We start from the raw sequence: 19925 nt of genomic DNA, 5'->3' as shown, positions 1-19925 counted from the left end.
CCCACGGCGGGGCCGCCCTCAGGCGGCCCCGCCGTTCAGTTCGAACCAGACGACCTTGCCGGTGTCGCGCTCCTCGATCCCCCAGGAGTCGGCGAGTTCCCTGACGAGGAAGAGCCCCCGCCCGTGCGTACCGTCGTCGGCGGGCGGTACGAGCGGAGCGGTGAGGCCGGCCTCGAAGTCGCGGACCTCGACCCTGAGCTGGCCGGGATCGACGGTGGCGGTCACGATGGCGCCGTGGCCGGTGTGGACCAGCGCGTTGGTGACGAGTTCGCTGGTGAGCAGTTCGGCGACGTCGCCGGCGCCCGGTCCGCCCCAGGTCCCGAGGAGTTCGCGTAACGCGTGGCGCACCTCCGGCACCGCGGTCAGGTCGGCTCCCCCCACCTTTCTGAGCAGTTGAGTCGGCTGTCGTGCCTTCCCGGCCATAGCCCCCACCCACGGTCGTGTCGAACAGGCTCACGGGGAAGCCTGCCCCGCGAGCCCGTGGGCATGCGCCGGGCTCCGGGAGCTCAGGGCCGGGGCACGTTGCGCAGATTGGAACGGGCCATCTGGAGCATCCGGCCCACTCCCCCGTCGAGCACGATCTTGCCGGCGGAGAGGGCGAAGCCGGTGACCATCTCGGTGCTGATCTTCGGCGGGATGGAGAGGGCGTTGGGGTCCGTGACGACGTCGACGAGGGCGGGGCCCCGGTGCCGGAAGGCGTCCTTCAGGGCGCCGGCCAGGTGCTTGGGCTTCTCGACGCGGACGCCGTAGGCGCCGGCCGCGCGGGCGACGGCGGCGAAGTCCGGGTTCTTGTAGCCCGTTCCGTACGAGGGGAGCCCGGCGACCAGCATCTCCAGTTCGACCATGCCGAGCGAGGAGTTGTTGAACAGCACGATCTTCACGGGGAGTTCGTACTGGACGAGGGTGAGGAAGTCGCCCATGAGCATGGAGAAGCCGCCGTCGCCGGAGAGCGAGACGACCTGCCGGCCGCGGTCGGTGAACTGGGCGCCGATCGCCTGCGGCAGGGCGTTGGCCATGGAGCCGTGGCTGAAGGAGCCGATGATCCGGCGGCGCCCGTTGGGGGTGAGGTACCGGGCCGCCCAGACGTTGCACATGCCGGTGTCGACGGTGAAGACCGCGTCGTCGTCGGCGAGTTCGTCGAGGACGGAGGCGACGTACTCGGGGTGGATCGGGGTGTGCTTCTCCACCTTGCGGGTGTACGCCTTCACCACGCCCTCCAGGGCGTCGGCGTGCTTCTTCAGCATCTTGTCGAGGAAGCGGCGGTCGGTGCGGGGGCGGATCCGGGGGGTGACGCAGCGCAGGGTCTCCCGGACGTCCCCCCAGACGGCGAGGTCGAGCCGGGAGCGGCGGCCGAGGTGTTCGGGCCGGACGTCGACCTGCACGATCCGGACGTCGTCCGGGAGGAAGGCGTTGTACGGGAAGTCGGTGCCGAGCAGGATCAGCAGGTCGCACTCGTGGGTGGCCTCGTAGGCCGCGCCGTAGCCGAGGAGCCCGCTCATGCCGACGTCGAAGGGGTTGTCGTACTGGATCCACTCCTTGCCCCGCAGGGCGTGCCCGACGGGGGCCTTCAGCCGCTCGGCGAACTGCATCACCTCGGGGTGGGCGCCGGCGGTGCCGCTGCCGCAGAAGAGCGTCACCCGTTCGGCCGCGTCGATCATCCGGACCAGGGCGTCGATCTCGGAGTCGCCGGGGCGGACGGTGGGGCGCGCGGTGACGAGGGCGCTGCCGGTGCTCTTCTCGGGGGCGGGCTGGTCGGCGATGTCGCCGGGGAGCGAGACGACCGAGACGCCGCCGCGTCCGACGGCGTGCTGGACGGCGGTGTGCAGCAGCCGCGGCATCTGCTTCGGGCTGGAGATCAGCTCGCAGTAGTGGCTGCACTCGCGGAACAGCTGGTCGGGGTGGGTCTCCTGGAAGTAGCCGAGCCCGATCTCGCTGGAGGGGATGTGGGAGGCGAGGGCGAGGACGGGGGCCATCGAGCGGTGCGCGTCGTACAGGCCGTTGATGAGGTGGAGGTTGCCGGGTCCGCAGGAGCCGGCGCAGGCGGCGAGGCGGCCGGTGATCTGGGCCTCGGCCCCCGCGGCGAAGGCGGCGGTCTCCTCGTGCCGCACCTGCACCCAGTCGATGGCGGGGTTGCGCCGGATGGCGTCGACGACCGGGTTCAGGCTGTCGCCGACCACGCCGTAGAGCCGCTGGACGCCGGCGCGGACGAGGATGTCGACGAACTGTTCCGCTACGTTCTGTTTGGCCATGGGTCCATCAACACACGGCCCCGCCCGTCACGCCTCCCAGACGGCCGCCCCCGTACGGTCATCGGCGTACCCGGTCACCCTCAGCTGGGTGTCGGCGAGGAAGGCGGCGAGGCCGGGCGGTTCGGCACCGGACCAGCGGGCCGCGAGTTCGCGGGCGAGGCCGGGCTCGCCGCGCATCGGCTCGGCCAGTCCCGGCGAGGCGAGCAGGAGGGTGTCGCCGGGCCTGGCCACCGAGGCGCGGAACCGGAAGGGTTCGGCCGGCGGCGGGACGGGCTCCTCGACGAGCGGCCCGGGCGCGGTGGTGATCCCGAGGTCCATGGTGAGCCGGTCGCCCTCCTCGGTGACCTCGGGCGTGCCGTGCGGCGGCGTCGAGCCTCCCCCAGCCTCCGGCCGGGGGGACCCCCCTCTCGCTTCGCTCGCCACGACCGGTTCGCCGGTGACCGAGGCCGGGTCGGGCAGCAGCGGTTCGATGTCCTGCCAGGAGCCGTCGCGGAGCCGGAACAGCCCGCCGCCGCCGATGCCGAAGAAGACCCGGGTGCGGCAGTCGGGGTCGGCGGGGATCAGCAGGCAGCGCAGGGTCGCGGTGTACAGGTCGGGTGCCAGGCCGCGTTCGGCGGCGCGGGCCCGGAGCCGTCCGTAGGTGCGGTCGGTGAGCCGGTGCAGTCCGGACTTGAGGTCGCCGCGGCGGCCGGAGCGGATGTCCTCGGAGAGCCGGGCGTGGCTGCGGCCGACGGCCTCGCCGATCCAGCGGCAGGCGTCGGCGGCGGCGAGGTGGGCGTCGTCGGCGGCGCGGGAGCCGGCGGCGACGGCGACCAGCACGAGGGCGGTCTCGTCGTGGCCGAAGCGGGCGGTGAGCAGGGCGTCCCGGCGGGGTTCGCCGCGGTAGCGGGCGGAGTCGCCGCGCACGGAGGCGGCCCGGAGGGTGGCGGTGCCGTAGCGGGCGCCGTCGAGGACGGTGTCGGCGACCAGGTCGCCGAGTTCGCCGGGCCGCGCGGTGGGCAGGGCGGTGGGTTCGGGCTCGTACGTGGGCGGGCGGCTGCCGACGAAGCCGGTGCGGGGCCGGGGCATCGCCACCTGGACCGTCGGCTCGTGCCCGGCGGGGGCCTGGGCCCGCGCGGTGGCGTCGCCGCCCCGGGGCTCGGGCGTGCCTTCGGGTTCGGGCTCCGGCTCCGGCGCGGGTGCGCGTACGGGCGGCGGTGGAGGTGACGGGAAGGTACGGGGTCCGCTGACGGGGGCCTCCCACGGCGCGGGCCCGAGCACGGCGGGCGCGGCGGTCGGCCGCGGCGGCGGGAGCACGGACCGGGCCGGGCCGGGCGCCTGTGCCGGTGCCGGAGGTGTCCGGGGTGCCTCGGCGGCGGGCGGTGCGGGTACGGCCGGGTGGGCCGGCGGAGGCGGCGGTGCCAGGGGAGGTGCCGGGGCGGCCGGTGGCGGTGCGGTGGGTTCGGGTTCGGGTGCGGTGGCGCGGGTGGCGGAGGCGAAGCGGGCGTCGAGGGTGTCACCCGGGGAGGCCGGGGTGCTGTCCTCCGCCGTGTCGTCGTAGAGAGCGTCCCACCAGTTGTCCCCCTGCTGCGTCATGCCCTTATTGTCCACCGCGGGCGGCCCGGGAAAACGGGACACGGGAAAAACCGTTGCTGCGAATGGGTGGTCCGCCGGACGACCCCACCCCCCACGGGAAGGACGTCCGGCGGACCGGCGTGGTCAGCGCACGTCGTAAGCGCGGACCACGGTCTGGGTGACGGAGTTGCCGTGGGCGTCCGTCAGTTCGGTCTTCAGGGTGACCTGCTTGCCGGTCGCGCCCGTGTGGTTCACGGTCGCGACCCAGGCGTCGCCGTCCCTGGCGACCGGGGCCTCGGTCCAGGTGACGCCCTCGTCGTAGGAGTAGGAGAGGGCGGCCGAGGCGAGAGCCCCCGCCTTGTATCCGGCGTGACCGGTGGCGCCGAGGCGGATCCGCTGGCCGTCGGTGGCGGCGAGGGTCTTGAGTCCGTCCACCGGCAGGTCGTACCGGGGGAAGAGAATCGGGATGCCCTGAGAATAGACCGTCTCGTCGAGCTGGGAGGTGAATTTCCAGATCGACCGCACGGAGGTGGAGCGGGCCCAGTTCCGGTTGCCGAGCTTCATGGTGTTCTGTTCCAGCTCGTACGTGCCGGCTTCCGCGGGCACCTCGAAGACGCCGAACGGCCAGGCGCTCTCGCCGATCGTCTCGCCGTCGCGGCGCAGCCGCAGGTTGCCGATGTCGCCGAAGGAGCCGGGCTCGGCGTGGTGGCTGCCGTCGCCCCACATCGCGGCGGCGAAGCCGATCAGGTTGCCCTGCCGCTCGGAGACGAGGACGGGTTCGCCGGCGGCGTCGCGCGGGGCGGTCGGGGCGAGGACGCCGCCGTACCAGTGCTCGGTGCGGCGCTCGCCGGGGGCGTAGCCGTGGATGTCGCCGATCATCAGCTCGCCGAAGGGGAAGCTGCTGCCGGTCATCTGCTGCCAGTCCGTGTCACCCGGCGTGTAGTACTCGGCGCGGGTGCCGGGGGCGGGGACCGTCTCCAGGCCGGCGAAGCCGACCTGGAGGCCGTTCGGGCGGTGGGCCACGGGGAAGTTCATGAAGTCCGCGGCGACGCCCGCCGAGCCGTAGGTGATCTCCGAGCGGCCGAGGCGCGCGTCCCGGACCCGGTAGCGGCGCTCGTCCTCGATCTCGCCGGTCTCGGGGAAGGCGAGGCTGTAGACGTACGGGGTCTCGGCGGTGGCGTTCCAGTGCAGGGTGACCTCGCCGGCCGCGAGCCTGCCGAGGAGCGCGGACGCCTCGGCGGCCGGGATCGCGAGGACGGGCAGGCCGGCGCCGGTGAAGCCGCCGGCCGGGTACCAGCGGGCCGGCGAGGCGTGGTGGACGACGACGCCGATCGCGCCGGCGGCCTTGGCGTTGCGGGCCAGGGTGCCGACGGCGGTGGTGTCGTCGGGGAGGCGGACCAGGGCGAGGCGGCCCTGGACGCCGGCGGCCTTCAGCTCGTCGGGGGTGCCGGTGCCGGCGTCGACGAGGGCGGCGGAGCCGGTGCCGTCGAGGTTGTCCGAGCCGGTGGAGGCGGTCACCGGGTGGAGGGCCAGGCCGTCGCCGGTGCGCAGCGAGGTGATCTGCGGGGCGGCGGCGCGCCAGTAGCTGCCGGACTCGAAGTCGCCGTCGCGGGCCTCGCCCTCGACGGAGGCGTAGTGGGCGCGGAGGGTGCGGGGGCCGGTGACGGTGCCGGCGTGGGTCCAGGTGTCGTCCCAGGAGCGGGCGAACGCGAGGGTGGTGCCGCGGAGTTCGGAGGGCCGGTCGGTGCGGACCGAGAGCCGGTGGGCCTCGCGGGCGTCGAGGACGACGGTGGTGTCGTCCCTGAGTTCCAGCTGCGGGCGGGCCAGGTGGGTGAGCGAGTCGTCCAGGGTGGCGCCCTCGCCGGCGTCGCGGGTGGTGACGAAGGAGGTGAGGAAGTAGGAGCCGGGCCGGACCCGGAAGACCTGGTCGGTGGCGCCCTCGTTGAAGCGGCGTTCGCCGGTGGCGGTGTCGAGGCCGATGACGTCGAGCGAGGAGGCGCCGTCGGCGGGCTTGCCCTGGCGGTCGATCAGCTTGACGCGGAGGGTGACCGTCTCGGGCTCGACGTAGAGCGAGAAGGGGGTGGAGACGTGGACGCCGCCGGGGCCGGTGGCGACGATCCGGCCGGTGACGTCGCCGTACTGGGCGCGCTGCAGGCGGGCGGTGGGGTCGATCGCGAGCGGGACCTCGACGGTGGCGCCCGCCGGGACGGTGACGGTGGGCCGGCCGAGGCGGGCGACGGTGGACGCGACGGCGGAGCCGTCGTTGCCGGTGACCTTCTCGACGGCGAGGGCGAGGGTGACCGGTGCGTCGGAGGTGTTGGTGTAGGGGACGGTGACCGTGGTGCGGTCGCTCTTCGCCTGCGGCCAGTGGTACGTGCCGCCCTGGACGGCCGGGGCGGAGAGGACCGTCTGGTCGATCGCGGCCTTGACGTCGAGCCGGCCGCCGCCGGTCTCCCGGACGTCGCCGGGGATGCCGGTGTCGGCGGAGGAGACGAGGGCCGCCTTCAACTGCTGTGCGGTCCAGTCGGGGTGACGCTGCTTCAGGATCGCGGCGGCGCCGGCGACGTGCGGGGTGGCCATCGACGTACCGGACATGGCCTGGTAGGCGTAGAGGCCCCGGCCACCGGCCGCGGCGGCGGAGATGGCGACGCCGGGGGCGGCGATCTCCGGCTTGAGGGTGTGCGCCTCGTTGGCTATGGGGCTGCGGCTGGAGAACCAGGCGGTGGAGTCGTCGCGGTCGGTGGCGCCGACGGTGAGGACACCGGGCGCGCAGCCGGGCGAGGAGACGGAGTTGAGGGAGGGGCCGGAGTTGCCGGCGGCGACGACGAACAACGTGCCCTGGTTCTGGGCGAGTTCTTCGGCGGCGGCGCTCATCGGGTCGTCGCAGTCGGTCTCGGAGGGGTTGCCGAGGCTCATGGAGACGACGTCGGCGCCCTGGGCGACGGCCCACTCCATGCCGGCGATGATCCACGACGTGGCGCCGGAGCCGTAGTCGTTGAGGACCTTGCCGTTGAGCAGCCGGGCACCCGGGGCGATGCCCTTCTTCTTTCCGTCACTGGCGGCGCCGGAGCCGCCGACGGTGGAGAGGGTGTGGGTGCCGTGGCCCTGGTGGTCGGTGGCGCTGTCGGAGTCGGTGAAGTTCTCCGAGGCGACGATCCGGCCCTGGAGGTCGGGGTGTCCGGCGTCGGCGCCGGTGTCGAGGACGGCGACCGTGGTGCCGGTGCCGTCGTAGCCGGCGGCCCACGCCTCGGGGGCGTGCACCTGCTGGGCGGAGCGCTCCAGGGCGGCCTCGACCTTGCGGTCCAGCCACAGCTTCTCGATGCCGGCGGCGGCGGAGCGGGCGGCGGGGGCGGAGACCTCGGCCCAGAAGGTGCCGGCCTGCTTCTTGTCGGCCTGGAGGGCGACGCCGTCGATGGTCTTGAGGACCTGGCCGCGGCGGGCGCCGCGCGGGGCGGCGGGGGTGGTGCGGGCGGTGGCGCCGGAGCCGTAGACGGCGATCAGCGGCAGGGTGGTGGTGGAGGCGTCGTCGTAGCCCTGGCGGACCAGGCCGGTGACGTTGAACAGCTCCTCGTCGACCCGGTCGGCGGCGAGCGCGCCGGTGGCGTCCTCGGGGTAGACGTAGAGGTCCTGGCCGGAGCGGCGGGTCTGGACCAGCGGGACGGTGCCGTCCTCGCGGGGCAGCACGGTGGCGGCGGGGTTGCCCCGCTCGTCGCGGGTGACCAGGACGCGGTCGCCGGTGACCAGGGTCACCGTGGCGGCCCGCTCCCCGGCGCGGGCCTGGGCCTCGCTGCCGACCAGCGGGCGTTCGGCCGGCCCGCCGGCCGGCGGCTGGGCCGCGACGGACGGCAGGGCCGCGGTGACGGCCAGGACGGCGGCGGTCGCCGCCCCCAGGGCCGTACGCGAAATCGGGCGCATCGCTCTCCCCATCAGAATCCGGACAAGATGGCGCAAGTCACCTGTATCCGGAGGCGGTTGGTGCTGCGGTGGCGCCACATTGGCAGAGCCGAGGGCGGTACAGGGATGATGGGAGAGGCGGGAATACGCCGTGGCCGTTTCCCGCCAGGTCACCAACGGAACGAATGACTCCGGAGAACACCCGCGGAACATCGCGCGCGGTGCGCCGGAGGCACGGCGAGGGGCGGGAACCGATGCTGGGAGCGATAGGACTGGACGAACGGCAGGAGTCCGCGTACCGCGCGCTGATCGCGCTCGGGGCGGCCGAGGTCACCGACCTGGCGCACCGGCTCACCCTGCCCGAACGGGACGTCGAGCGGTCGCTGCGCCGGCTGGAGGCGCAGGGACTCGCCGCCCAGTCCTCCGCGCGTACCGGCCGCTGGGTGGCGGCGCCCCCGGGGGTCGCGCTCGGCGCGCTCCTCACCCAGCAGCGGCACGAGCTGGAGCAGGCCGAGCTCGCGGCGGCGCTGCTCGCCGAGGAGTACCGGGCCGAGGCCACCGAGCCGGCCGTGCACGACCTGGTCGAGGTGGTGACCGGCGCGAGCGCCGTGACCCACCGCTTCCTCCAGCTCCAGCTCGGCGCGCAGGAGGAGGTCTGCGCGCTGGTCACCGGCAAGCCGATCGCCGTCACGGGCCTGGAGAACGACGCCGAGGAGCTGGCCGCCGGACGCGGCGTGCGCTATCGGGTGGTGATCGAGCGGGAGGTGCTGACCCTCCCCAGCGGCCTCCTCGAACTGTCCGCGGCGCTCGGCCGCGAGGAGCGCATCCGGGTCGTCGACCGGGTGCCGACCAAGCTGGTGGTGGCCGACCGCACCCTCGCGATGGTCCCGCTCACCGGCCGGGGCGCGGAGCCGGCCGCGCTGGTGGTGCACGCGAGCGGGCTCCTGGAGTCCCTGATGGGCCTCTTCGAGTCGGTGTGGCGGGAGGCGCTGCCGCTGCGGCTCGGCGCGGGCGCGCAGATCACCGAGGACCAGGCCCCCGGCCCGGACAGCACCGACCTGGAGATCCTCTCCCTGCTGCTGGCCGGGATGACCGACGCGAGCGTGGCGAAACAGCTGGACCTGGGGCTGCGGACGGTCCAGCGGCGGGTGAAGGGGCTGATGGAGCTGGCGGCGGTGACCACCCGCCTCCAGCTCGGCTGGCACGCGTACGAGAAGGGCTGGGTCGCCAGGACCTGACCGTACGGTCCACCCCGCCACCGGCTCGTCGCGACCTGACCGGGCGGTCGCTCCCGTCGCGGGTCGCCAGGACCCGACCGTACGGTCCACCCCGCCTCCGGATCGTCGGGACCTGACCGGCGGGCCACCCCATCGGCCCTCGCGACCTGCGGGAACCCTTCGGGTGGGGGAGGCTGGGCGGGTGGGTGTGTGGCAGCTCCTCATGGTCGCGGCGGTCATGCTCCTCGGCCTGTTCGGGGTCCTGGCCCCCGGTGTGCCGGGCAGTTGGCTGATCTGGGCCGCCGTGCTCTGGTGGTCGCTGCACGAGCAGACCGGCCTCGCGTGGATCCTGCTGGTCTCCTCGACCGCCCTGCTGCTGCTCACCCAGGTGGTGGTCTGGCAGCTGCCGCCGCGCCGCTTCCGGGGCGCGGGGCTCACCCGCCGCGCGATCGGGTACGCGGGCGCCGGCGCCCTCCTCGGCTTCGTCCTGGTCCCGGTGCTCGGCGCGGTACCCGGCTTCGTCGGCGGGATCTACCTCTGCGAGCGGCGCCGGCTCGGCGGCCACGGCCAGGCCCGCGCCGCCACCCGGACGGTCATGCGGGCGGCCGGCACGAGCGTGCTGGTCGAGCTGTTCGCCTGTCTGCTGATCGTGGGCGCCTGGGTCGGCGCGGTCATCTGGGGCTGACGTCCCGGTAGCGCTGCGCGTACGACCGCCAGGGCGCCCACTCCGGCGCGTCGGCCCCGTCCGGCGCGGGCACGTCCGGGTCGCCCAGGGACCGGACGCGGATCCGCGCGGCCGCGCGGGCGCCCACTCCGGGTACGGCTCCGAGGACGCGGGCGGCCTCGTCGCGGTCGGCGCCCGGGTCGAGGCGGAGGACGCCGTCGGCGAGGGCGCGGGCCAGCGGACCGGCGACCGGATGGCCGGTGAGCTCCGCCGGCGCGGGGAAGAGCGCCCGGAGCGAGCCGTCGGGCGCGTCCAGCGGGGTGCCGGACTCCGCCAGGACCCGCGCGGAGCCCTCGGGGCCCAGCACGGTCCGGAGGGCGTACTCCTCCGGGTCGGCGGCGCCGGGCGAGCGGACGCCGGGCCGGGCGGCGACCGCGGCGGCCAGGCGGGGGTCGGCGCCGAGCCGCTCGGCGACCGCGTACGGGTCGGCGTCCAGGTCGAGGAGGCGGCGCAGCCGGTGCACGGCGGTGGTGAGGTCGCGCAGCTCGGCGAGGTGCAGCCGGGCCTCCAGCCAGCGGCCGGGCGCCCGCTCGCCGACGGCGACGACGCCGGGCCCGTACGGCAGCCGCAGGGTCCGCCGGTAGGTGCGGTCGCCGGGCGGCCCGGTGACCTCCTCGACGCCCGGCAGGGCCTCGGCGGCCAGCAGGTCGAAGACCTCGCGGGTGGCGTACGGCCCCCGGTACGCGAGCCGCAGCGGCACGCCCGCGGCGTCCCTCGGGCCCGGGGCGCCGGGCGTCTCGGCGCGCAGCTCGGTCGGGGTGCGGGCGTACACGGCGCGGATGGTGTCGTTGAACTGCCGGATGCTGCTGAAACCGGCCGCGAACGCCACCTCGGTGACCGGCAGCGCGGTGGTCTGGAGCAGCAGGCGGGCGGTGTGGGCCCGCTGGGCGCGGGCGAGCGCCATCGGGCCGGCGCCGAGCTCGGCGGTGAGCTGGCGCTGGACCTGGCGGGCGCTGTACCCGAGGCGGACGGCGAGCCCCGGGACGCCCTCGCGGTCCACCACGCCGTCGCCGATCATCCGGACCGCGCGCCCGACGACGTCGGCCCGCACGTTCCACGCGGCGGAGCCGGGCACCGCGTCGGGCCGGCACCGGCGGCAGGCCCGGAAGCCGTGTCCCTGGGCGGCGGCGGCCGTGGTGAAGAAGGCCACGTTCCGCCGCTTGGGGGTGACGGCGGGGCAGCTGGGCCGGCAGTAGATGCCGGTGGTCCGCACGGCGAAGAAGAACTCTCCGTCGAACCGCGCGTCCCGGCTGCTCACCGCCTGGTAGAGGGTGTCCCCCTCGTCGTCCGTCATGCCTCCAGTGTGCGGCGGCGGACCGCCGCACACTCGCGGGATTCGGACACGACGCTCCGGGGACCGCGGGGGCCAGCGGAGCCGGAGCCCCGGAGCTAGCGAAGCCGGCCCTCGCGCTTGAAGGCCAGGGCGGCGCGTCCCTCGGCGCCCTTGCGCTTCCAGTCCTTGCGGATCTCGTGGCGCATCCGGGCGTCGGTCTTGGCGACGAGCCGCTGGTTCTCGCGCAGCAGCTTGCGGTAGCTCTCCAGCCGGCGCACGGAGAGCGAACCCTCGTCGAGGGCGGCGACGACCGCGCAGCCGGGCTCGGACTCGTGGGAGCAGTCGTGGAAGCGGCAGTCGGCGGCCAGCTCCTCGATCTCCGAGAAGGTCTGCCCGACCCCGGCCTCCGCGTCCCAGAGGCCGACCCCGCGCAGCCCCGGCGTGTCGATGAGGACCCCGCCCCCGGGCAGCACGAAGAGGTTCCGGGTGGTGGTGGTGTGCCGCCCCTTGCCGTCCACGTCCCGGGCCGCCCGCACGTCCATGACGTCCTCGCCGACGAGGGCGTTGGCGAGGGTGGACTTCCCGGCGCCGGAGACGCCGAGGAGGACGGTGGTGCCGCCGGAGACGACGGCCGCGAGGACGTCGATCCCCTCGCCGCTGGCCGAGCTGAGCGGCAGCACCTCGACGCCGGGCGCGACGGCCTGGACGTCCTCCACGAGGTGGGCGAGGACGACCGGGTCGGGCACCAGGTCGGCCTTGGACAGCACGACGGTCGGCTGGGCGCCCGACTCCCACGCGAGGGCGAGGAAGCGCTCGATCCGGCCGAGGTCCAGCTCGACGGCGAGCGAGACGGTGATGACGGCGTGGTCGACGTTGGCCGCGAGGATCTGCCCCTCGGACCGCTTGGAGGAGGTGGACCGGGCGAACGCGGTCCGCCGCGGCAGGCAGGCCCGCACGTACCGGGGGTCGCTCGTGCCCTCGGGGTCGACGGCGGCCCAGTCCCCGGTGCAGACGACCCGCAGCGGGTCGTGCGGCGTCACGAACGCCGTGTCGGCCCGGACGACGCCGTCCGCGGTGGCGACGTCGCACTGCCCCCGGTCGACGCGGATCACCCGCCCCGGCACGAGCCCCTGGGCGGCGTACGGCGCGAAGCTCTCGGCCCAGCCGGAGTCCCAGCCGTGCGCGTCGAGCGAAGAGGAGGAGAAGGAGGAGGAAAGCGAGAAAGACAAGGGGAACCCTTCACAGGGTGGCCCCGGCCGCGCGCTCCGCGCGCGAGAGGTCGAGTGATGTCAGCCGGAGACCACAGGGGTGGGAACGATGAACTCCTGAATGCGGGCAGAGCCCGTCACCGTGACAGTCATCAATGTCCTCACCTCCTGCTTCTTCTCTACGTACCGACGCCGCCCCTCGGGGACGGACAGGAGCACCATAGTCCGCCCCGAGGCACGGCACCACCGAATTTGGTTCAGTTGACGGCCGGGCTGCTGCCGAAGGCCTTCACGGCCTGGTAGTAGGTCCAGGCGGTGGAGTCGCAGGAGGTGCGGGTCAGGCCCGAGTAGCGGGCGCAGACGCGCTTGAGGTCGGCGTAGAAGGCGTCGTCGAGGCGGGGCTTGTTGGCGCTGAAGGTGCCGGCGGCCTTGTAGTTGCGGTAGCCGAAGTCGTGGCGGGCGCAGGCCGTCTGGAAGGGGAAGCCGAGCGGGTTGTCCGGCGAGGACGAGCAGTAGTCGGTCGACCAGTCGAAGCCGTAGGCGGACCAGGCGCTCTGGTTCGCCCGGGCGGTGACCCAGGCGTTGTAGCTCGTCGCGGTCGTCTGCGTCCAGCTGCTGAGCACCTGCGGCTTGTCGGCGGGTGCGGCGGAGGCGGGGGTGGCGAGGGCGATCAATCCGGCTGTCACGGTGGCGGTCACGGCGGCGACTCGACTGCGCATCAGCGATCCTCCCGGGGGAAGGCGCCGGGGATCTCCCGGCGCCGAAGTCGTGATCCTGGGAGAACGGGTACCAGCTCCGCTGACGCGACGTCATGGAATCGGCGAGAGTTCGCTCCGACGTCGTCCGGTGGAGCAGTCCCGGTTGCCGAACGGCGGCTTCCGGACGGCGGATCGGGCCGAATGTCCGCGTCCGATTCGTACAAGACCGGGGGCGGGGGGCGGGCCTACGGTGGCGCCATGGACCTCACCCCTCGTCTCGACCTCGTCGGCCTCGTCGTCTCGGACATGGCCGCCTCGCTCGCGTTCTACCGGCGCCTCGGCCTGGACATCCCGGCCGGCGCGGAGTCCGCACCGCACGTGGAGGCGGTGCTGCCCGGCGGGCTGCGGATCGCCTGGGACACGGAGGACGTCGTCCGCTCCTTCGACCCCGGCTGGACGCGGCCGGCCGGCGGCCACCGGATCGAGCTCGCCTTCCGGTGCGGGTCGCCGGCGGCGGTGGACGCGGTGTACGAGGAGCTGGTCGCCGCCGGGTACGGCGGGCACCTGAAGCCCTGGGACGCGGTGTGGGGGCAGCGCTACGCGGTGGTCCTGGACCCGGACGGCTCGGGGGTGTCGCTCTTCGCGGACGAGGCGGCGGAGCGCGCGTAGGCGGTGAGCGTCGTGCCGGCCAGGGCCCGGGTCTCGCGGGCGAGATGGGCCTGGTCGGCGCAGCCCGCGCGCAGTGCCGCCTCCGCGAACGGCGCCCCGGCCCGGACCAGGGCGAGCGCGCGCTGGAGGCGCAGCACGCGGGCGAGGGTCTTGGGGCCGTAGCCGAAGGCGTCGAGGGAGCGCCGGTGCAGCTGCCGGGCGCCGAGCCCGACCGCGTCGGCGGTCTCGGCGACCGTCCGCCCGGCCGCGAGGCGGGCCACCACGGCCCGGAGCAGCGGATCGGGTCCCGGGGTGTCGGCGGCCCTGCGCAGCGCGAACTCCTCCAGGGCGGCGGCCGGGTCGGGGGCGTCCGTGATCCGCTCGGCGAGCCGCCGTGCCGCGGCCTCGCCCCAGAGGGCGCCGAGCGGGACCCGCCGGTCACGGAGTTCGTGGGCGGGGACGCCGAAGAAGCCGGGGGCGTCGCCGGGGGCGAAGCGGAGGCCCGCGTAGCGGGCGACGGGCGTGTCCGCGCGGTACGCGCGCGTGTCGGCGCCCGCGACGAGGAGCCGGCCGTCGGCCCAGATCAGGTCCATGCAGCCGTCGGGGACGACGAGGGCGTCCGAGACGACGGGGGCGGGCGCCGTCCGGGTCCACAGGACGGCGCCGTCGAGCCGGGCGGGGCGCTCCTCGTACATCCTCCCCAGGCTAGACGGGCTCCGTCAGTCCTTCTCCCAGCCCGTGTGGAGGCGGGCCTTGACGTCGTCCGGGGGGAGGAACCGGGACCAGCGTTCGGGGAACTCCGAGGGCATGTCGGGGTCGTCCTCGTCGACGTCCTCGGCCTCCGCGCGGATGCGGGCGACGAGTTCCGCGGCCTGGACCGCGCGGGCGCGCTCGTTGGCCTCGCGGGCGGCGGCCGTGGCGACGGAGGGCCAGACGCGGTCGATGGCCGCGTTGACCGCGGCGCCGACGAGGACCGCGAAGGCGGAGACGCCGATCCAGAGGAGGATGGCGATGGGCGCGGCGAGGGAGCCGTAGATGGTGGGGCCCTCGACCTGGCTCGTCAGGTAGATCCGGAGCAGGAAGCTGCCGAAGGCCCACATCGCGAGGGCGACGAGCGCGCCGGGGATGTCCTCGATCCAGGGGGACCGGACGGGGACGGAGACGTGGTAGAGCGTGGTGAGGAAGGCGATGGAGAGCAGGATGACGGCCGGCCAGTAGAGGACGGCGACGACGTCCGTGCCCCAGGTGACGAGTTCGACGACCCGGTCGGGGCCGACGACCGCGAGCGGCAGCACCACCGCCCCGATCAGGAGCGCCACGATGTAGAGGAGGAACGCGAGGAGGCGGGTCTTGACGATGCCCCGGTGCCCGTCGAGACCGTACATGACGGTGATGGTGTCGATGAAGACGTTCACCGCCCGGGAGCCGGACCACAGGGCGATCGCGAAGCCGAGGGAGACGAGCTCGGGACGTTTCGCCCGGGTGATGTCGTCGAGGACGGGCTGGGCGATCTCGTGGACGCCGCGGTCGGAGAGGACCGTGCCGGCCGCCCGGAGGATGTTCTCCTGGATGGACGCGACCGTGTCGGTGTTGGTCCAGTCGTCGGCGTAGCCGAGGAGGGCGATGAGGCCGAGCAGCAGGGGTGGCAGGGACAGCAGGGTGAAGAAGGCGGCCTCGGCGGCCAGCCCGAGGATCCGGTACTCGATGCACGAGTTCACGGTGTCCTTGAGGAGCAGCCAGACCATCTTCCGCTTGGAGACGTTGCGGTAGAGGACGCGGGCGCGGTGGAGCCTGCTCCAGGGGCGCCGCTCCGGCCGTTCGGGTGTTTCGCTTGCTGCCTGCACCTGCTTACCGTATCGGCATGGAAGCGCCCTCCCACACCGTGACCAATCAGGCTCCGCCCCTGGTGGGGTACGACGTGTACGCGTCCGACCGGGCGCTGGCGGAGGCGGTCGGGCGCCATCTGCCGGCGGAGGTCCTCGACGAGGCCCGGGAGGAGCTGGGGGCGCTGGGCCGGGCGACCGGTTCGGAGCAGGTGCGGGAGTGGGGCGAGCAGGCGAACGCGTACCCGCCCCGGCTCCGGACGCACGACCGGTACGGGCACCGGATCGACGAGGTGGAGTTCCATCCGGCCTGGCACCGGCTGCTCGGCAAGGCGGTCGCGGCGGGGCTGACGGACGCCTGGGGGCGGCCCGGCGGGCATGTGCGGCGCGCGGCCGGCTTCCTGGTGGCGACGCAGGCGGAGGCCGGTATCGGCTGTCCGGTGTCGATGACGCACGCGGCGGTGCCGGCGCTGCGGGCCGAGCCGGAGCTGGCGGCGGTCTGGGAGCCGCTCGCCGCCTCCCGGGTGTACGAGCGGGAGCTGCTGCCGGTCGCCTCGAAGGCGGGGGTGCTGCTCGGGATGGGGCTGACGGAGAAGCAGGGCGGGAGCGATGTACGGGCGATCACGACGTCGGCGCGGCCGCTGGCGGCGCCGGGCGAGTACGTGCTGACCGGGCACAAGTGGTTCTGCTCGGCGCCGATGTCGGACGCCTTCCTGGTGCTCGCGCGGGCGCCCGGCGGACTGACCTGTTTCCTGGTGCCGCGGGTCCTGGAGGACGGCTCCCGCAACGCGTTCGCGCTCCAGCGGCTCAAGGACAAGCTCGGGAACCGTTCGAACGCCTCCGCGGAGGTGGAGTTCCACGGGACGACGTGGGCGCGCCGGGTCGGCGAGGAGGGGCGCGGGCTGCGGACCGTGAGGGGGATGGTGGCGGCGACCCGGTTGGACTGTGTGCTGGGGTCGGCGGCGCTGATGCGGCAGGCGGTGGCGCAGGCCGTGCACCACGCCTCGTACCGCTCGGCCTTCGGCGGTCTTCTCGCGGACAAGCCGCTGATGCGGAACGTGCTGGCGGACCTGGCGGTGGAGTCGGAGGCGGCGACCGTCCTCGGGATGCGGCTGGCGGCGGCGTACGACGCCGCCGGAGGGGGGTCGGAGCGGGACCGCGCGCTGCTGCGGATCGCGGTGCCGGCGGCGAAGTACTGGGTGACGAAGCGGTGCGTGCCGGTGGTGGCGGAGGCCCTGGAGTGCCTGGGCGGGAACGGCTACGTGGAGGAGTCCGGGCTGCCGCGGCTGCTGCGCGAGTCGCCGCTGAACTCGGTCTGGGAGGGCGCGGGGAACATCCAGGCGCTGGACGTGCTGCGGGCGCTGCGGACGGAGCCGGCGGCGCTGGACGCGTATCTGCGGGAGGTCGGGGAGGCGCGCGGTGCGGACCCCCGGCTGGACCGGGCGATCCGCGGGCTGCTCGCGGAGCTGGCCGACCTGGAGGGCGTGGAGGCGCGGGCGCGGCGGCTCGCGGAGCGGATGGCGCTGGTGCTGCAGGGCGCGCTGCTGGTCCGCTGGGCGCCGCCGGAGGTCGCGGACGCGTTCTGCGCGGGCCGGCTGGGTGGCGACACGGGCTCGGCCTTCGGAACGCTGCCGCACACGCTGGACCTGCGGGCGGTGGTGGAGCGGGCGCGGCCGGTGGAGTGAGGGCGCGTCAGGGGCCCGGAGCGCGGAAGGCTGGTCCGCGCGTACCAGGGGTGGACCCGGCGGGCCCGCGGAGCGGGGCGCGGGGTCGGCACGCGCGGAAGGCGGGGGTGGTGCTGCGCCGACACGGCACCACCACCCGCCATCACCACCCTGACGCACGGGGTGCCGCGGGGCCAGAGTTGCAAAGGGTTGCAGGATTACGCGAACCGGGCTCCGTGGAGGGCTTCCGGACGGCACGATGGACCCGCGACACTGCGAGCCACGGCCGGGGACGACAATTCGGACGGGGCCGTACGGCGCTCACGACACTCCGGTCATCCGCCCGGACACTGCAGAACCGATACAGCACTCCGGGTGGCGGGAGGGACCGATGAACAACACGCGGCTCGACTTGAGGCGCCTGGCCACCATGGACGCCGCCCAGGCGGCCCGTCTGCTGCACCGCGTCCGCGAGGAGACGCTGGCGGGACGCAAGCCGCCGATCGCGCCCCGCCCGGAGATCGACGCCTCCTGGCGGCGGATGGCCCGGCTCGGCCTCGACCCCGACCAGGGGACCCGCAGCGTCCTGCTGCGCCGCGACGAGCTGGAGCACCGGCGGCGGAGCACCCTGCTCGCCGAGGTGATGCAGACGCTCAGCTCCGGTCTGGCCGGGATCGCCGACGCCTCGCTCCAGATCATGGTGGTCACCGACGAGCAGGGCCGGGTGCTGTGGCGGGAGGGCCACCCCTCGGTGATCCGCCAGGCGAACGGGATCTGCCTGGAGGAGGGCGCGGCCTGGACCGAGCACACCACCGGCACCAACGCGGTCGGCACCGCCCTCGCCACCCGCCGGGCGGTGCAGGTCCACTCCGCCGAGCACTACGTGCAGTCGCTGCACAGCTGGACCTGCGCGGCGGCGCCCGTCCACGACCCGCGCGACCAGCGGCTGCTCGGCGTCCTGGACGTGAGCGGGCCGGCCTCCACCTTCCACCCCTCGATGCTGGCCCTGGTCGGCTCGGTCGCCCGGCTGGCGGAGGCCGAGCTGCGCGAGCGGCACCGGGGCACCCTGGAGCGGCTGCGGGCGGTGGCCGCGCCGATCCTGTGCCGGGTGGGCGGCCGGGCCGTCGCGGTCGACCCGCACGGCTGGACGGCGGCGGTGACCGGGCTGGCCCCGACGGACCGGATCGTGCTGCCGAAGTCGTTCGGCGCCGGCCGGGTCTGGCTGCCCTCGCTGGGGCTGTGCGCGGTGGAGCCGCTGCCCGGCGGCTGGCTGCTGCGGGTCGAGGAGGACACCGCCCCGGCCGGCGCGGAGTCGGGCGCGGCGAGCCGGGTGGTGCTGGACCTGAGCCGGCCGCGCCGGTGGACGGTGGCGGTCTCCGGGGCGGCGGGGAGCTGGCAGCAGGAGCTGAGCCCCCGCCACGCGGAGCTGCTGTACCTGCTGGCCCTGCACCCGGACGGGCGGACGGCGGCCGATCTGGCGGAGGACGTGTTCGGCGACCGGACGAGGACGGTGACGGTCCGGGCCGAGATGTCGCGGGTACGCCGCACCCTCGCGGGCGTCCTGGCGCACCGCCCGTACCGCTTCCGCGAGGAGATCGCGGTGGAGGTGCGCCGTCCCGAGGACCCCGCCGACCTGCTGCCGCACTCGGCGGCACCGGCGGTCCGGTCGGCGAGCAGGGTCTGAGCGCACTGTCCACATGGCGGACACTCCGTCCGGCGGAACCCGGAGAGACGGGCCCCACCCTGGCCCGCCTTGGGAATCCGCGGCTCCGCATGATGCGATAAGGGCATGAGCATCACTCTCACCACGTGGTCCCTGGAGCAGACCTCGCCGGACGACCTCCGTCCGGCCCGGGTCCCCGAGGGCGACGACATCACGGTCCGCCGGGCCGAGGTCCCCTCCCCCGAGTTCAGCCGCTTCCTCTATACGGCGGTCGGCGGCGACGTCAACTGGGCCGACCGGCTCCCGCTGAGCTACGCGCAGTGGAAGGAGATCGCGGAGAAGCCGGGCGCCGAGATCTGGGTGGCGTACGACCGGGGGACGCCGGCCGGGTACGTGGAGTTCGACCCGCAGGACGACGGGGTCGTCGAGATCGTCTACTTCGGCCTGATACCGGCCTTCCGGGGCCGCGGGATCGGCGGCCACCTGCTCTCCGAGGGCATCCGGCGCGCCTGGGACCTGGCCGACCGCTGGCCGGACCGGGAACCGACCAAGCGGGTCTGGCTGCACACCTGCTCGCTGGACGGTCCGCACGCGATGGCCAACTACGAGCGCCGCGGCTTCCGCCTCTTCGACACCAAGGTGGAGGAGACCGAGGAGAGCGAGACGCCCGGGCCGTGGCCCGGCGCCCACGCCTGACCCCACGCCGGTCCGCCGGCTCGCGGCCTGACGCCAACCCGGTCCGCCGGCCCACCCGTCCGCCGGCCCGCCCGTCCGCCCGTACGCCGGCCGGCCCTCCGCCGGCCGGCCCTCCGCCGGCCGGCCCTCCGTCGGCCTGCCCGCCCGCCGACTCACGGCCTGACCCCACGCCGGTCCGCCACCTGGCCGGTCCGCCCGTACGCCGGCCTGCCCATCCGCCGGCCTGCCTCTCCGCCGGTCCGCGGCCGGGCCGGTCCGCCGGTCCGGCGGCCTGGTCCGCGCGCCCGCCGGTCCGCGGAGTCCATCCGTCCGCCGAGTCGCCGCGGTCCGCCGCGAAAGGGGCCCCGACCAGGGCCCCTTTGGCGTGACCCAGACCACATCGTCTCGCACAGCGAGACGTTCATGTCCACATAACGGACGATGCTGGACTGGGTCCAAAGTCCCGTGACACGCTTCCGCCATGCCTGGAACTGGAACTGCCTTGGTGAGTCGGCGGCACGTCGACCTCGGCCGCATGTCCAGCGCCATCTGTCCGGCGCGCTGAACAAGCCAGCACCGCCGCACCACCCCCTCTGCCCGACCCTGCTGCGCACCGTCGCGCCACTCTCTGTCCT

Annotated in this window: 16 protein-coding genes; 7 read left to right on the top strand and 9 right to left on the bottom strand. The window is 74.7% G+C overall.

Annotation, left to right across the window (positions count from 1 at the left end):
• Positions 1 to 18 precede the first annotated feature (18 nt).
• The 4 genes from ABFY03_RS28895 to ABFY03_RS28880 form a co-directional block, all read right to left on the bottom strand.
• The gene (locus ABFY03_RS28895; protein ID WP_319010651.1) at positions 19 to 423 is read right to left on the bottom strand and encodes an ATP-binding protein; all 405 of its coding nucleotides are present in this window, start codon (positions 421 to 423) and stop codon (positions 19 to 21) included.
• An 83-nt stretch (positions 424 to 506) separates the two neighbouring features.
• A complete protein-coding gene (locus ABFY03_RS28890) occupies positions 507 to 2249 on the bottom strand; it encodes a pyruvate dehydrogenase (RefSeq protein ID WP_319010652.1) in 1743 nt (580 codons plus the stop codon).
• Positions 2250 to 2276: 27 nt separating this feature from the next.
• Entirely contained in the window at positions 2277 to 3824 is a 1548-nt protein-coding gene (locus ABFY03_RS28885; protein ID WP_346171173.1) for a protein phosphatase 2C domain-containing protein, read from the bottom strand.
• 123 nt (positions 3825 to 3947) lie between these two features.
• Positions 3948 to 7718, bottom strand: coding sequence for a S8 family serine peptidase (locus tag ABFY03_RS28880; RefSeq protein WP_346171172.1), 3771 nt, complete (start codon positions 7716 to 7718; stop codon positions 3948 to 3950).
• A 233-nt stretch (positions 7719 to 7951) separates the two neighbouring features.
• Here ABFY03_RS28880 and ABFY03_RS28875 point away from each other — a divergent pair, with 233 nt between their 5' ends.
• Both ABFY03_RS28875 and ABFY03_RS28870 read left to right on the top strand, forming a co-directional pair.
• Positions 7952 to 8935, top strand: coding sequence for a helix-turn-helix domain-containing protein (locus tag ABFY03_RS28875; protein ID WP_319010655.1), 984 nt, complete (start codon positions 7952 to 7954; stop codon positions 8933 to 8935).
• 181 nt (positions 8936 to 9116) lie between these two features.
• Complete coding sequence (locus ABFY03_RS28870; protein WP_319010656.1) at positions 9117 to 9599, top strand: DUF456 domain-containing protein; 483 nt, start codon at positions 9117 to 9119, stop codon at positions 9597 to 9599.
• On the opposite strand, the gene ABFY03_RS28865 is transcribed toward ABFY03_RS28870, so the two are convergent.
• The 3 genes from ABFY03_RS28865 to ABFY03_RS28855 all read right to left on the bottom strand — a co-directional run bounded on the left by ABFY03_RS28865 (position 9586) and on the right by ABFY03_RS28855 (position 12838).
• A complete protein-coding gene (locus ABFY03_RS28865; RefSeq protein ID WP_319010657.1) occupies positions 9586 to 10932 on the bottom strand; it encodes an AlkA N-terminal domain-containing protein in 1347 nt (448 codons plus the stop codon). The genes ABFY03_RS28870 and ABFY03_RS28865 overlap by 14 nt on opposite strands.
• 95 nt (positions 10933 to 11027) lie before the next feature.
• A complete protein-coding gene (gene rsgA / locus ABFY03_RS28860; protein WP_346171171.1) occupies positions 11028 to 12140 on the bottom strand; it encodes a ribosome small subunit-dependent GTPase A in 1113 nt (370 codons plus the stop codon).
• Between the two features lie 236 nt (positions 12141 to 12376).
• The gene (locus ABFY03_RS28855) at positions 12377 to 12838 is read right to left on the bottom strand and encodes a phospholipase (RefSeq protein WP_319010740.1); all 462 of its coding nucleotides are present in this window, start codon (positions 12836 to 12838) and stop codon (positions 12377 to 12379) included.
• Positions 12839 to 13075: 237 nt separating this feature from the next.
• Between ABFY03_RS28855 and ABFY03_RS28850 the strand changes: the two genes are divergently transcribed.
• Positions 13076 to 13486: a VOC family protein gene (locus ABFY03_RS28850; RefSeq protein WP_346171170.1), complete on the top strand. Its 411-nt coding sequence runs from the start codon at positions 13076 to 13078 to the stop codon at positions 13484 to 13486.
• On the opposite strand, the gene ABFY03_RS28845 is transcribed toward ABFY03_RS28850, so the two are convergent.
• Together ABFY03_RS28845 and ABFY03_RS28840 are read right to left on the bottom strand one after the other, a co-directional pair.
• The gene (locus ABFY03_RS28845) at positions 13414 to 14160 is read right to left on the bottom strand and encodes a helix-turn-helix domain-containing protein (protein ID WP_346171169.1); all 747 of its coding nucleotides are present in this window, start codon (positions 14158 to 14160) and stop codon (positions 13414 to 13416) included. The genes ABFY03_RS28850 and ABFY03_RS28845 overlap by 73 nt on opposite strands.
• 24 nt (positions 14161 to 14184) lie before the next feature.
• Positions 14185 to 15309 carry a YihY/virulence factor BrkB family protein gene (locus ABFY03_RS28840; RefSeq protein WP_319010743.1) on the bottom strand — a complete coding sequence of 375 codons (1125 nt, stop codon included), beginning with the start codon at positions 15307 to 15309 and terminating at the stop codon, positions 14185 to 14187.
• Between the two features lie 17 nt (positions 15310 to 15326).
• Between ABFY03_RS28840 and ABFY03_RS28835 the strand changes: the two genes are divergently transcribed.
• The 4 genes from ABFY03_RS28835 to ABFY03_RS28820 all read left to right on the top strand — a co-directional run bounded on the left by ABFY03_RS28835 (position 15327) and on the right by ABFY03_RS28820 (position 19855).
• Positions 15327 to 16973, top strand: coding sequence for an acyl-CoA dehydrogenase family protein (locus ABFY03_RS28835; RefSeq protein WP_346171168.1), 1647 nt, complete (start codon positions 15327 to 15329; stop codon positions 16971 to 16973).
• 370 nt (positions 16974 to 17343) lie between these two features.
• Positions 17344 to 18636: a helix-turn-helix domain-containing protein gene (locus tag ABFY03_RS28830; protein WP_319010745.1), complete on the top strand. Its 1293-nt coding sequence runs from the start codon at positions 17344 to 17346 to the stop codon at positions 18634 to 18636.
• Positions 18637 to 18741: 105 nt separating this feature from the next.
• The gene (locus ABFY03_RS28825) at positions 18742 to 19311 is read left to right on the top strand and encodes a GNAT family N-acetyltransferase (RefSeq protein ID WP_319010746.1); all 570 of its coding nucleotides are present in this window, start codon (positions 18742 to 18744) and stop codon (positions 19309 to 19311) included.
• 460 nt (positions 19312 to 19771) lie between these two features.
• Positions 19772 to 19855: a putative leader peptide gene (locus tag ABFY03_RS28820; RefSeq protein ID WP_311136957.1), complete on the top strand. Its 84-nt coding sequence runs from the start codon at positions 19772 to 19774 to the stop codon at positions 19853 to 19855.
• Positions 19856 to 19925 lie beyond the last annotated feature (70 nt).

The organism is Streptomyces roseofulvus (assembly GCF_039534915.1).
GTDB lineage: Bacteria > Actinomycetota > Actinomycetes > Streptomycetales > Streptomycetaceae > Streptomyces > Streptomyces roseofulvus.
The sequence above is the reverse complement of the archived record's forward strand: the minus strand, read 5'-3'. Positions and strand labels throughout refer to the sequence as shown.

Excerpts from the sequence above, each read along its gene's own strand:
- ABFY03_RS28825 (WP_319010746.1), top strand. The coding sequence starts at position 18,742 with ATGAGCATCACTCTCACCACGTGGTCCCTGGAGCAGACCTCGCCGGAC.
- ABFY03_RS28820 (WP_311136957.1), top strand. The coding sequence starts at position 19,772 with ATGCCTGGAACTGGAACTGCCTTGGTGAGTCGGCGGCACGTCGACCTC.
- ABFY03_RS28875 (WP_319010655.1), top strand. The coding sequence starts at position 7,952 with ATGCTGGGAGCGATAGGACTGGACGAACGGCAGGAGTCCGCGTACCGC.
- ABFY03_RS28890 (WP_319010652.1), bottom strand. The coding sequence starts at position 2,249 with ATGGCCAAACAGAACGTAGCGGAACAGTTCGTCGACATCCTCGTCCGC.
- ABFY03_RS28830 (WP_319010745.1), top strand. The coding sequence starts at position 17,344 with ATGAACAACACGCGGCTCGACTTGAGGCGCCTGGCCACCATGGACGCC.
- ABFY03_RS28850 (WP_346171170.1), top strand. The coding sequence starts at position 13,076 with ATGGACCTCACCCCTCGTCTCGACCTCGTCGGCCTCGTCGTCTCGGAC.
- ABFY03_RS28835 (WP_346171168.1), top strand. The coding sequence starts at position 15,327 with ATGGAAGCGCCCTCCCACACCGTGACCAATCAGGCTCCGCCCCTGGTG.
- ABFY03_RS28880 (WP_346171172.1), bottom strand. The coding sequence starts at position 7,718 with ATGCGCCCGATTTCGCGTACGGCCCTGGGGGCGGCGACCGCCGCCGTC.
- ABFY03_RS28855 (WP_319010740.1), bottom strand. The coding sequence starts at position 12,838 with ATGCGCAGTCGAGTCGCCGCCGTGACCGCCACCGTGACAGCCGGATTG.
- ABFY03_RS28845 (WP_346171169.1), bottom strand. The coding sequence starts at position 14,160 with ATGTACGAGGAGCGCCCCGCCCGGCTCGACGGCGCCGTCCTGTGGACC.
- ABFY03_RS28865 (WP_319010657.1), bottom strand. The coding sequence starts at position 10,932 with ATGACGGACGACGAGGGGGACACCCTCTACCAGGCGGTGAGCAGCCGG.
- ABFY03_RS28885 (WP_346171173.1), bottom strand. The coding sequence starts at position 3,824 with ATGACGCAGCAGGGGGACAACTGGTGGGACGCTCTCTACGACGACACG.
- ABFY03_RS28895 (WP_319010651.1), bottom strand. The coding sequence starts at position 423 with ATGGCCGGGAAGGCACGACAGCCGACTCAACTGCTCAGAAAGGTGGGG.